The organism is Curtobacterium sp. B8, from assembly GCF_000333315.1.
Classification (GTDB): domain Bacteria; phylum Actinomycetota; class Actinomycetes; order Actinomycetales; family Microbacteriaceae; genus Curtobacterium; species Curtobacterium luteum.
In genome coordinates this window covers 1-11,211 of the sequence record NZ_BACW01000519.1, presented here as the reverse complement: position 1 = coordinate 11,211, position 11,211 = coordinate 1, and the positions used below count along the sequence as shown (strand labels likewise).

The 11,211-nt window shown below is 72.7% G+C and carries 13 protein-coding genes; 7 read left to right on the top strand and 6 right to left on the bottom strand.

The annotated features are described in order from the left end of the window. Nucleotides 1–417 precede the first annotated feature (417 nt). Together I59_RS13530 and I59_RS13525 are read left to right on the top strand one after the other, a co-directional pair. On the top strand, nucleotides 418–747 hold the full coding sequence (locus I59_RS13530) for a hypothetical protein (RefSeq protein WP_022904328.1): 330 nt from the start codon (nucleotides 418–420) through the stop codon (nucleotides 745–747). A gap of 157 nt (nucleotides 748–904) precedes the next feature. Continuing rightward, nucleotides 905–1,237 carry a hypothetical protein gene (locus I59_RS13525; protein ID WP_022904327.1) on the top strand — a complete coding sequence of 111 codons (333 nt, stop codon included), beginning with the start codon at nucleotides 905–907 and terminating at the stop codon, nucleotides 1,235–1,237. Between the two features lie 135 nt (nucleotides 1,238–1,372). On the opposite strand, the gene I59_RS13520 is transcribed toward I59_RS13525, so the two are convergent. The 3 genes from I59_RS13520 to I59_RS13510 form a co-directional block, all read right to left on the bottom strand. Continuing rightward, nucleotides 1,373–2,101, bottom strand: a complete 729-nt coding sequence (locus tag I59_RS13520) for an SOS response-associated peptidase (protein WP_022904326.1) — start codon at nucleotides 2,099–2,101, stop codon at nucleotides 1,373–1,375. Nucleotides 2,102–2,279: 178 nt separating this feature from the next. Next, complete coding sequence (locus tag I59_RS13515) at nucleotides 2,280–3,872, bottom strand: GMC family oxidoreductase (RefSeq protein WP_022904325.1); 1,593 nt, start codon at nucleotides 3,870–3,872, stop codon at nucleotides 2,280–2,282. Next, nucleotides 3,869–5,227, bottom strand: coding sequence for an alpha/beta hydrolase (locus tag I59_RS13510; RefSeq protein WP_022904324.1), 1,359 nt, complete (start codon nucleotides 5,225–5,227; stop codon nucleotides 3,869–3,871). The genes I59_RS13515 and I59_RS13510 overlap by 4 nt, the downstream gene beginning before the upstream one ends. Nucleotides 5,228–5,318: 91 nt before the next feature. Between I59_RS13510 and I59_RS13505 the strand changes: the two genes are divergently transcribed. Then, on the top strand, nucleotides 5,319–5,933 hold the full coding sequence (locus I59_RS13505) for a hypothetical protein (protein ID WP_022904323.1): 615 nt from the start codon (nucleotides 5,319–5,321) through the stop codon (nucleotides 5,931–5,933). Between the two features lie 2 nt (nucleotides 5,934–5,935). Here I59_RS13505 and I59_RS13500 read toward each other — a convergent pair whose 3' ends face one another. Next, nucleotides 5,936–6,604: a hypothetical protein gene (locus I59_RS13500; protein WP_022904322.1), complete on the bottom strand. Its 669-nt coding sequence runs from the start codon at nucleotides 6,602–6,604 to the stop codon at nucleotides 5,936–5,938. A 31-nt stretch (nucleotides 6,605–6,635) separates the two neighbouring features. Between I59_RS13500 and I59_RS13495 the strand changes: the two genes are divergently transcribed. Then, nucleotides 6,636–7,028 (top strand): YchJ family protein, encoded by a 393-nt coding sequence (locus tag I59_RS13495; protein WP_022904321.1) that lies wholly within the window; start codon nucleotides 6,636–6,638, stop codon nucleotides 7,026–7,028. Here the strand turns inward: I59_RS13495 and I59_RS13490 are convergent. Further along, on the bottom strand, nucleotides 7,015–7,884 hold the full coding sequence (locus tag I59_RS13490) for a shikimate dehydrogenase (RefSeq protein ID WP_022904320.1): 870 nt from the start codon (nucleotides 7,882–7,884) through the stop codon (nucleotides 7,015–7,017). The genes I59_RS13495 and I59_RS13490 overlap by 14 nt on opposite strands. A 54-nt stretch (nucleotides 7,885–7,938) precedes the next feature. Between I59_RS13490 and I59_RS13485 the strand changes: the two genes are divergently transcribed. Next, nucleotides 7,939–8,946: an iron-siderophore ABC transporter substrate-binding protein gene (locus I59_RS13485; protein WP_031273816.1), complete on the top strand. Its 1,008-nt coding sequence runs from the start codon at nucleotides 7,939–7,941 to the stop codon at nucleotides 8,944–8,946. Nucleotides 8,947–9,106: 160 nt separating this feature from the next. Here I59_RS13485 and I59_RS13480 read toward each other — a convergent pair whose 3' ends face one another. Further along, complete coding sequence (locus tag I59_RS13480) at nucleotides 9,107–9,511, bottom strand: DUF1304 domain-containing protein (RefSeq protein ID WP_022904318.1); 405 nt, start codon at nucleotides 9,509–9,511, stop codon at nucleotides 9,107–9,109. 66 nt (nucleotides 9,512–9,577) lie between these two features. Here I59_RS13480 and I59_RS13475 point away from each other — a divergent pair, with 66 nt between their 5' ends. Beyond that, a complete protein-coding gene (locus I59_RS13475; RefSeq protein WP_022904317.1) occupies nucleotides 9,578–9,898 on the top strand; it encodes a chorismate mutase in 321 nt (106 codons plus the stop codon). After that, entirely contained in the window at nucleotides 9,895–11,037 is a 1,143-nt protein-coding gene (locus tag I59_RS13470; RefSeq protein WP_022904316.1) for a beta-propeller fold lactonase family protein, read from the top strand. The genes I59_RS13475 and I59_RS13470 overlap by 4 nt, the downstream gene beginning before the upstream one ends. Nucleotides 11,038–11,211 lie beyond the last annotated feature (174 nt).

Genomic DNA, 11,211 nt, shown 5'->3' with positions numbered 1-11,211 from the left:
CGGAGCATGCGCGCGGTGCGCTGACGGCGCGGGCGGCGGCCCGCGTGCTGCGGGCTGGTTGGGCGCGTGGCGCGAGTCTCGTCGTGAGCGACATGGCTCGTGGCGACCGTCACGAGAGATGTCGCTGACGGCGAGTCTCGGCGGCACGGGGGCGAGTCTCGGCGGCACGACGGCGAGTCTCGGCGGCACGGGGGCGAGTCTCGCGCGTACCCCGAAAGCAGTTCATCCGCGGAACGAGTACCCCATCGGGGGACGTGTACCCCGAAGTGCCGTCGTCGCCCCCCGGAAATCCGGGCTTCGGCGATGGACCGCATTGACGGAACCCGTGAATCGACGGGGCTGGCTGGCGAGTGGCCCCTCGCTCCCCGTAGCGTTCTGGTGTCAGCACATGTACCCCGGAACGCGAAGGAGCACGACATGAGCACCACTGTCCAGACCGACTCTCGGGCCGAGGTCACGCTCGACACGGACACCGTGGACACGATCGCCATCCTCGAGGCGGACGCCGCCGTGCACGGTCGCCCGGCGCGCGCCAAACTCACCTGGTCGCAGGAGGACGACGGCGAGTGGGTGGCGACCTACGGCGGCTACTTCGGCGGCTCGGTCGACAAGCGCGACGGCCGGTACGTCGCCTCGGACACGTTCGGCCTCGTCGTGGGCGACTTCGCCTCGCTCGAGGAGGCGCAGGGCCGCCTCGCCGACCAGCTCCACGTCATGCTCCCCCCGGTGATCCGTCCCGTGGAGTGACGCGACCCGTCACGAGCACCGCTGCGGCCGGCAGCACCCGTACCACCAGCACGCCCCGCACCGCCAGCAGCACCCGTACCGCCAGCAGCACCCGTACCGCCAGCACGTCCCGTACCGCCAGCAGCACCTGCATCGCAGCACCACCCGAAGGAGCACCATGAGCACCACCGTCACCCACCGCCCGCAGGCCGAGGTGACCCTGGACACCGAGACGATCGAGGTCATCGCCGAGATCGAGGCGCAGGTCATCGCGACCGAGCCGGTCCGGGCAACGGTGTCCTGGAACGTCGCCGACGAGGGCCTGTGGGTCGCTGACTACGCCGGCTACTACGGCGGCACGGTCGACCGGCAGGGTGCGCACTACTTCGTCGCGGACACCTTCGGCGCGTACGTCGGTGACTTCCGGTCGCTCGAGGTCGCGCAGGCCAAGCTGGCCGAGCGCCTGCACGTCGTGCTGCCGTCGGTGCTCCGCCCGGTCGTCCAGGGCTGACGACCGACCGCAGCGCAGCGCGCCTCGACCACACCGCGCCCCGTCCGGACCTCGTCCGTTCGGGGCGTTCGTGCGTCCGGCAGCTCCGACGACGGGCGTGCAGCGTGGCTGGCGTCAGCGCCCCCGCGTCCGGGATCACACGGGCTCGATGAGCTGCGGCCCCTGGTTCCGCACGCTGTTCACGGCACGCGAGACCTCGTACTGCTCCAACCCCGCAGCGACCGCCAACGACTCGTGGTCGAGCAGGGCGAGCAGGTCGTCCGTGCCGAGGCTCCCGTCGAGCCAGTCGTCGTAGCCGCCGGGCGTGAGGAACGCCGGCATGCGGTCGTGCACCTCGCCCGGGGCGACGTGGGCGTCGCGCGTGATGATCGCGAGGGACAGCCGCCACTTGTCCGGGTCGTCCTCGGGCTTCGTCGGGTCGGGCCAGGCGCTCACCACACCGGCCATCGCGAGGGCACCGCCGGGCTCGTGGACGAAGTGCGGCTCCTTGCCGTCCTCACGCACGACCCACTCGTAGTAGCCCTGCGCGGGGACGATGCACCGGTTCGCGGCGAACGCCCGCTTGAACATGCCAATCGTCGCGACGGTCTCGATGCGGGCGTTGATCGGCTTCGGCCGCTGCTTCTGGAAGTCCTTCGCCCAGCTCGGCACGAACCCCCAGCTGATCTGCGGGAGCTCGCGCTGCCCGTGACGCTGGCGCACCGCGTACACGGGGTCGGTCGGTGCGACGTTCCAGCTCGGGGCGAGGCCGGGGCGGACCTCGCCGGTGTCTTCGTCGACGTGCTCGGTCCGCGCGGCGAGATCACCGACGAGCTCGGGGAGCAGGTCGGCGGTGGTGTCGGAGACGACGAACCTTCCACACATGCCGCCAGTCTGCCCGCCACCGCCGACAGGCGCGCACGGCGCACGGCGCACGCGCACGCACCGCGCACGCGCAAACGCGCGCGCACGCACGCGCACTCGCACGCGCAAACGCGCGCGCACACGCACTCGCTCGCGCGCACGAACGCACACGCCTCCGCATGCGCGCCCGCGCCGCGCCTCAGGCCTGCGCGCCCGCCATCCCGCGCGCGCCGCTGCCGTCCGGCGCCTCGGCGAGCATCCGGTCCGCCGTCCGCAGCGACAGCGCCATGATGGTCAGCGCCGGGTTCGCGATGACCGAGCTCGGGAACACCGAGTTGTCGCACACCCACAGGTTCGGCACGTCCCACGAGCGGCCGTCCCGGTCCACGACCGACGACCCGGCGTCGGTGCCCATCCGCGCGGTCCCGATCGTGTGCGCGGTGCGCGCGAGGACCCGGACGTCCGTACCGCCCGCGGCCTCGACGATCGCGGTCATCGTCCTGATCGCGTGGCGCTCGATGGCGTCCTCGTTCTCCCCGGCGCTGAACGTGACGCGGACCCGCGGGACCCCGTGTGCGTCGAGCTCGTCGGTCAACTCCAAGCGGTTGCGGTCCGACGGCAGGCACTCGGCGTTGATGCCGACGCCGGCCATCCGCGGGTAGTCCCGCATCGCGTCGACGAGCGCCTTGCCGCGCAGCCCGCCGCCGCGCACGAGGGTCGTGGCGAAGGTCTGCGGCTGCACGCCGAGGCTCTGGATGAGGTAGCCACCCGCGAAGTCGGCGTCGGCGGGTCGGACGAAGTCCTCCGTGATGATCGAGGACGGGTACCCCCGGTAGGAGCGCATCGACTCGTCGAACGTCGCCCAGACCTGGGTCGCACCGTGCGCGGTGAAGTTCCGGCCGACCTGGCCACTGGAGTTCGCGAGCCCGGTGTGGAGCAGCAGTCGCGGGGTCTCGACGCCACCGGCGGCGAGCACGAGCGACCGAGTGCGCTGCCGGTGGTCCCGACCGCCCTGGTGGTAGACGACCGCCTCGACCCGCCCGCGGGCGTCGAGCTCGATGCCGTGCACGAACGCCTCCGGTCGGATCTCGGCACCGAAGGCGACGGCGGCGGGCAGGTAGGTCGTGTCCATCGACACCTTCGCCCCGTTGCGGCAGCCCTGGTGGCACGAGCCGCACGAGACGCAGGCCTGGCGCAGGCCGTGGTGCTCCTGGTGCCGGTCCTCGGTCGTCAGGCCGACGGGTGCGTCGGTGGCGGTGATGCCGAGCGCAGCGGTGCCGCGCATCATCATGTCCGACGACGCGTTGCGCGCCGGGGGTCGCATCCGGTACCGCCGCGACGGGTCCCACGGGTAGTGCTCGGGCCCGGCGACGCCGACGTCGTGCTCGACCTGCTCGATGTACACGGTCAGCTCGTCGTGGTCGATCGGCCAGTCCTCGCCGACGCCGGACTCGGTGCGCAGCTGCAGGTCGTGCCGACTCGGCCGCGGCGTGAAGGCACCCCAGTGCAGCGTCGAACCGCCGACCCCGGTCCCGCTGTTGTTCGGGCCGAACGCGGTCGGGGCCTCGCCACCGCTGATGCGGTCGTCCATCCAGTTGATGTCCGCGGGGGCGAGCACCTCGTCCGGGGTGTGGTCCCCGGGCTCCGTGTTGCGGCCGGCCTCGAGGGCGACGACCGACAGGCCGCGCCGTGCGAGGGTTGCCGTCAGCGGAGCCCCTCCGGCCCCCGTGCCGACGACGACCACGTCGACGACCTCGTCCTCGTCCCAGTGCCGCTGTCCGTCGAGTCTCATCGGGCTGCCTCCGCGTCCGTCGTCGGGGCGACTTCAGGCGCCCCTGCTTCCCATGCCTCGCGCTGCCCGGCCCCGAGCAGCTGGAAGCCCTGCTTCCGCACGCCGTCGCCGCCGTTCGCGTAGCCGTCGTAGTCGATCGCCGCCATCGTCGCCGGGTGCGCGAGCCACTGCTTCGCGAGGTCCACGGCGGCGTCCTCGGCCCACGCCGCGAGTTGGTCGACGGTGAGCGACCCGCGCGGCTCGTACGTCCCGTCCTCGACGGCCGTGAGCGTCGCGTCCACCGCACCGGCACCCGCGAGCTCGTCGAGCGCAGCGCGGTAGGCCTCGACGTCCGTCGGGAGTCCGTCCGGCCGCCAACCGTCCCCGGCGCCCTCGGCGAGCTGCGCGTCGACCCGGAGCGCCACGTCGACCGTCCGGTCTCCGGGCTGCGGCACGACGACCGCCGCGACCGCACGGAGGGTCTCGAGTTGCTGCCGGTCGAGCGCCTGCGGCTCTGCGTCCGGGTCGTCGGCGAGCGACCGGACGGCCAGGGCGCCCCGTGTCGTCGCGCTCACCCGAGGGGAGGCGATGACCCGGGCGTGGTCGGCCGGCACGACGGGGCCGTTGTCGGCGTGGTGCTCCCAGAACCGACGGACGCGGTCGGCGACCGCGTCCGGCTGCTCCCACGGCAGCAGGTGCGCGGCGCCGGGAACGACGTCGAGGGACCCGTTCGACCAGTGCGGGAGCACGAGCTCCTGCTGGGCGGACGGACCGAGGTCGCCGTCCTCCGCTCCGGCGAGCACGAGCGCGGGCACCGGGTTCGTGACGTCGTCGGACCAGTCCTCGCGGCTGCCGCGTTCGAGCCAGGCGCGCCAGGCCTCCGGATCGGCGCGCTCGACGTCGTGCAGCGCCGACCGGAGTCGCTCGTGGGGGAGCGGCGCGGCGGTGTTCGCCTCCACGAACTCGCCGGCGTGGTCCGTGGAGATGTGTCCGGAGTCGACCCAGTCGAGCATCGAACGCCGACGGTCCTCGCCCATCGGCTCCGGTGACCGAGGCGACGCGGCCAGCAGCACGACGCCACGGAGGCCGAACAGGCCGTTCGCGCCGGACATCGTCCGGTCGGCCACCACGGCGGCGATCTTGCCGCCCATCGAGTGCCCGACGAGCGCCCACTCGGTGGCCCCGCTGCGCCCGATGGCCCGCTCGACGAGTTCGACCATGTCCTCGACCGTCTTGCCGGAGGTGGCCGGGCTCGTCCCGAAGCCGGGCAGGTCGATGCCCACGAGGTCGAGCGTGCCCTCCAGACGGTCGTGCAGCAGTGCGAACTCCTCGGAACTCGAGCCGAGGGCGTGGAGGCAGAACGCGGTGGCGGGCATGCGTCCGTTCCTACGCGCCGCGCCATGGGGACTTCGAACAGCGCTGTACCCCTCGTGGCGGGATCGGGTGACATCCGGTAGAACGTGAGGAGTGTTCCGACTCGGCTGCTCCGTCCTCCGTCGCCACGCGGGCGACGTCTTCGACCCCGCGCGGGTCCGGCGCGCGGTCGGCATCGCCGCGGCGGCCGTCGTGATCAGCGTGGTCGCGATGGTCGGCCTGGAGGCACGGCTCGGCTGGACCCACACCGGTCCGGTCCGCAGCGTGGTCGCGATCGCACTGCTCGCGCTCGGCGTCGGGCTCTTCGTCCTCGGGTGCGTCCCGACCCGTCGCCCGCTCGACCCGGCCGCGACGATCAACGGCCGACAGGTCCGGATCGACTGGCGACTCGCCGCCCGGCCGGCCACGAAGCGGTACTTCGGCTGGCGGGCCGTCCCCGTCGACCCGTCCGACCGCGACGCCGTGCTCGCCGACGCGGTGCTCCTCCGACGCGGCCTCACCGGACTGATCGGCCCCGCGGCCCCGCTCCTCGGTGCACTCGCCTTCGCCGTGGTCGGGTTCCGCTCCGCGGGGCTCGAGTACTGGCTCCCGGTGTTCTGGGTGGTGCTGTACGGGTGCTCGCTGGTCGGGTACGTCGCCGACCTCGGCCGGACCGAGCGCGCCCGGCTCGCGGCACGCGCGCTGCCGGAGCAAGCGACGACGGACTGACCTCACTCACCCGGCAGCGCGAGCTTGCTCCCGCTCGGGCCACCGGGTCGTCCGCGCTTCGGCGGTGCCGGTGGGACGGGTGGGAGCGCCGACGCCTCTGCGCGCAGATGCTCCTGTCGGCCGAGCGTCCAGATTCCGACACCGCCGGAACTGCCGGCGAGCAGCGGCCACAGCGGAGCCCACAGGAAGACCGGACCGTGCACACTCGATCCGGAGACGGCCACCAGGACCGCGGCGACCACTGCCAGCAGCCAGGAGGCCAGGAGGAACGAACTCTGGAACGTCGTCCGGACGATCCGGTCACGTGCGTCGTCCATCCCCGCGAGCACGGCGTCACGGTGCTCCGGAGCGACCGGCTGCGCGCTGCGCCGGTAGTACCGCGCCACGGCATCCTGTGTCCGCCAGCCGATCGAGGGCACCGCCGGGATCGACCAGCCCTTCGGGCCCAACCGGCAGAACAGCATCGAGAAGGCGCCCGCCGCGGCCGCGTACGCCGCCGACGCGGCCACCGACGCGACCGAAACGTCATCGGTCAGCACGACCACGACGACCAGCCCGACGAACACCACGGGCGCGACGATCAACGCCACCACCACGAGCCGCCGTCGAACACGATCGGAGACGAGCTCGGGCAGCCGAGCGCGGAACACCTGCCAGCCGAGTCGGAACACCGCTCCTGCCTACACGCGCTACCGTCGTCCGGTGATCGCCGACACCGACCGCTGCCCGTGCCTGAGCGGCAACCCCTACGGCGAGTGCTGCGGACCCCTGCACGCCGGCGCTCCCGCACCGACCGCCGAACGCCTCATGCGCTCCCGGTTCACCGCGTTCGCGCTCGGCCTCCCCGAGTACCTCCTCGCCACCTGGCACCACAGCACCCGCCCGACGTCGCTCGAGCTCGACACGGCGCAGCGCTGGACCCGACTCGACGTCATCGGCACCCGAGCGGGTGGCCCGTTCGACACCGAGGGCACCGTGGCCTTCCGAGCGTGGTGGCGCTCCGACACCGAGCGCGGCGTGCTCGAGGAGACGAGCACGTTCGTCCGCGAAGGCGGTCGGTGGTCCTACGTCGACGGGGTCGTCAGCGCGGGCTGATCACCGGCTCGAGGCCGACGGCGCTGCGCATCGCCCGTCGCACGGCGGCCTCGTCGGGCAGCAGGGCGTCTTGGTCGCCCGTCAGGAAGAACCGGATCTGGCCGATCGCCTGCTCGGTCAGCATGTCCAGGCCGTTGAGCACCCGGCCGCCGGCGTCCGCCCAGCGCGTGGCGGCCGCGGTCGGCCACGGCTCGTAGGCGACGTCGAAGAGCACCGCGTCCGGACCGGACGGGAGCAGTTCCAGCTCGTCGGCAGCCCCGCCGGGGAGTGTCGACAGGACGAAACCGTGGTGCGTGCCCGCCAGCTCCGCGAGGGGGTGCACCTCGAGGGTCACCCCGAGCCGGACGGCGAGGTCGACGAGCTTCCGGGACTTGGCCGGATCACGCAGGAAGACCCGGACGAGCCGGGCGCCGAGTCGGACCGATGCGGTCAGGGCGCTCGCCGCGGTCGCGCCGCCGCCGAGGACCGTGGCCTCGCCGGGGAGGTGTCCGAGGGCCTCGACCGGTCGCACGAGTCCCTCGACGTCGGTGTTCGCCCCGACGAGCTCGACCCGGTCGCCGACCGTACGGAACGCGACCGTGTTGGCGACGCCGAGCTCGTCGACGAGCGGGGTCGTGCGGTCGAGGAGGGGCAGCACCTCGCGCTTCAGCGGCATCGTCAGGCTCAGGCCGCGCCACTCCGGACCCAGCCCCGCGACGAACGCGGCGAGCCCGTCGGAGGTGACCTCGTGCCTCCCGTACGTGAACGGCACCCCGAGCGCGTCGTAGGCCGCTGCGTGCAGCGTGGGTGAGAGCGAGTGCGCGATGGGGGAGCCGAGCACCGCGAGGTGGGAGCGGCGCGGGTCGGTGTACTGCACCCCGTCAGCGTACTCAGGCCGATCCCGCAGAAGTCTTAGGGTAGCCTTACCTACGTGACCCGCTCTCCTTCCCGACTCCGCCGCGTGCTCGCCGCCGCGGGCGCCGTCGTCGCAGCTTCCCTCGTCCTCGCCGGGTGCGCCTCCGGTTCCGGCGCCACCGGCGACCCCTCGTCGTCCGCGAAGGCCGACGGCCAGTTCCCGGTGTCGATCACCACGGCACTCGGCACCACCGAGATCCCCTCCGCGCCGAAGCGCGTCGTCGCGCTGGGCTGGGGCGACGCCGAGACGGCGCTCGAACTCGGCGTGCAGCCGGTCGGCGCGAGCGACTGGCTCGGGTTCGGCGGCGACGGGGTCGGCCCGTGGCTCAAGGGTGCCTACACGAAGTCGCCGAAGATCATCCAGACGCTGGAGCCGAGCTACGAGGACATCATCAAGCTCAAGCCCGACCTCATCCTCGACGTCAAGAGCTCGGGTGACGAGGACCGCTACGCGAAGCTCTCCGCGATCGCGCCGACCGTCGCGGTGCCGAAGGGCGGTGCGAACTACCTCACGACCACGAAGCAGCAGGTCGAGATGATCGCGAAGGCGCTCGGCAAGGAGTCGGAGGGCAAGAAGCTCCTGTCCGGACTCGACGACGCCTACGCCGCCGCGCGCAAGGCCCACCCGGAGTTCGAGGGCAAGACCGCGGTCGTCGGCTCGTACTCGTCCGAGGGCTTCGGTGCGTACGCCTCGTCGGACAGCCGGTCGCAGTTCATGCAGAACCTCGGGTTCACCATCCCGAAGGCGATCGACCAGCAGGCCGGGAAGCAGTTCTCGGTGCAGCTCTCGGACGAGAACCTCGACCTGCTCGACGCCGACCTCACGCTCGTCCTGCCGATCTTCGTGGACGCGTCCGAGGTGACGTCGAACAAGCTCTTCCAGAAGGTGCCGTCGGTCGAGGCCGGGCACGACATCGTGTTCCAGGACACGGACGTGTCGAACGCGTTCTCGATCGGCACGACCGCCGCGATCGAGTGGGCGCTCGACAAGCTGCCGTCGCAGTTCGCGGCGAAGCTCGGCTGACGTTCCGCGCCCGGCTGGGACGGGCGGAGCAGGTCGAACCGGGCGGAGCTGGTCGTTCGTTCCGATCAGCTCCGCCCGTTTCCCGTTCCGATCAGCTCCGCCCGGTTCCGCCGTCCACCACGGCCGTGATGGGAAGGACCGTGCCGCGCCGCGCAGCGCGTCAGCCGCCGAAGGTCGACCCGAGCAGCGCGAAGAACAGGGCGAGGAACGGCAGCGAGCCCTGCGCCACCGCGGCGCGGAGGTAGCGGCGACCCGTGCCGAGCAGCACCACGGCGGCACCGAGCATCGACGCCGTCGCGAACACCGTGATCGGCCACCCGACGGCGCCGTTCCCGGCCGCGACCAGGACGACACCGAGGACCGCCCCGATCGCGAGGAACAGGTTGTAGAAGCCCTGGTTGAACGCGAGCGAGCGGGTCGCGAGGGCATCCGACTCCGTCTCGACGCTGAAGATCCGGCGGACACGGGGGCTCGTCCACGCGATCGACTCGAGGAAGAAGATGTACACGTGCACGAGTCCGGCGAGGACTGCGAACACGCTCGAGATCACGAGGAGGGCCGTCATGCCCACCATTCTGGCAGTCCCGTCACCGACGCGAGGACGGGCGCAAACGGCCAGTAGGCTCGGGTCATGAGCGACGACCAGAGGCCCGCGTACGACCAGGCTGCGGTCGCCGAGCTGCAGAGCATCCGGCAGAGCATCGACAACATCGACGCCGCCGTGATCCACATGCTCGCCGAGCGCTTCAAGTACACGCAGCGCGTCGGGTACCTNCAGGCCTCCGCCGGGATGCCCGCCGCAGACCCGGCTCGCGAGCAGGTGCAGGTGTCGCGGCTGCGGTCCCTCGCCGCCGACGCCCACCTCGACCCCGCGTTCGCCGAGAAGTTCCTCAACTTCATCGTCGCGGAGGTCATCCACCACCACGAGCGCATCGCCGGCGGCGACGAATGAGCCAGCCCGAGCTGCCGGACCTGCCGGACCTGCCCGACCTGCCCGACCTGCTCGTCGGCTCCTACACGGCCACCGGCGGAGGGAACGCCACCGGCATCTCGGCCGTGCACGACGGAGTCGCCACGACGGTCGCGGTCATGGACGACCCCTCGTTCCTCGCCGTCTCCGGTGACCGGGTCTACGCCGTCTCCGAGACGGCGGACGGCGGTGTCTCGGCCTTCCGCCGGTCGGGCTCCGGCCTCGAGCACCTGTGGGACGCCTCCGCCGGGGGCGACGCGCCGTGCCACGTGCGGGTCGACCCGTCCGGCGCGCTCGTCGTCACCAACTACACCTCCGGCACCGTCACGGCCGTCTCCCTGGAGCAGGCCGAGTCGCACGCCGCCTCCGTGCTCGCGAGCGACGGCGTGGTCGGGGCACACACCGCGGACCGGCGCGGCGGGCCCGACACCGCGGACCGGCTGGGGGCGCACGGTGCGGGGGATCGGCTCGTCGTGCCGGACTCGGCGGTCGTCACCGAGGTCCTCCCGGACGTCACGGGCCCCGTCGAGGACCGCCAGGAGGGCCCGCACGCCCACCAGTCGGTCGCCACCCCGGACGGCACGGTGCTCGTCGCCGACCTCGGGGGCGACGCCCTCCACGAGTTCCGCGTCACCGCCGACCCGGACCTCGCCCTCGTCCGGGTCCACCACGTCGCTCCGGGCGTCGGTCCGCGCCACATGGCCTGGTACGACGGTGACCTCATCGTCGCGGGGGAGCTCGACGGTGCGGTGCACCGGCTCCGTCGTGACGAGTCGGGATCGTTCGTCGTCGTCGCGTCGGAACCGACCTTCGACGGGGAGGTCGGTGACTCGCTCCTCAGCCACATCGAGGTCGACGACGACGGCCTCGTCCACGTCGCCGTGCGCGGGCGTGACCTCATCGTCGTGCTCGATGCCTCTTCCGGCGGGCTGTCGGTCGTCGGGTCGGCACCGTCGGGAGGCGTCTGGCCGCGACACTTCGCTCGCGTGCCGGGGTACCTGCTCGTCGCGAACCAGATGTCCGACGCGATCGCGGTCCTGCCGCTCGACGCCGACGGGCTGCCCGGTACCGCGGTCGCGCAGATCGCGGTCGGCACGCCAGCCTGCATCGTCCCGGTCTGAGCGGCTGCGCCGGGCTGCGCCGGCGCGCCCACGCCCCGCTGCGCGGGGAGCGCCCACGCCCCGCTGCGCGGGTGGCGAGACTCGGGCTGGGCGACCGGATCCGCGCTTCGGAGCGCGAGAACTGTCGCCTGCGCCGAGTCTCGGGGCGAAGGCGCCGAGTCTCGGGGCGAGGGC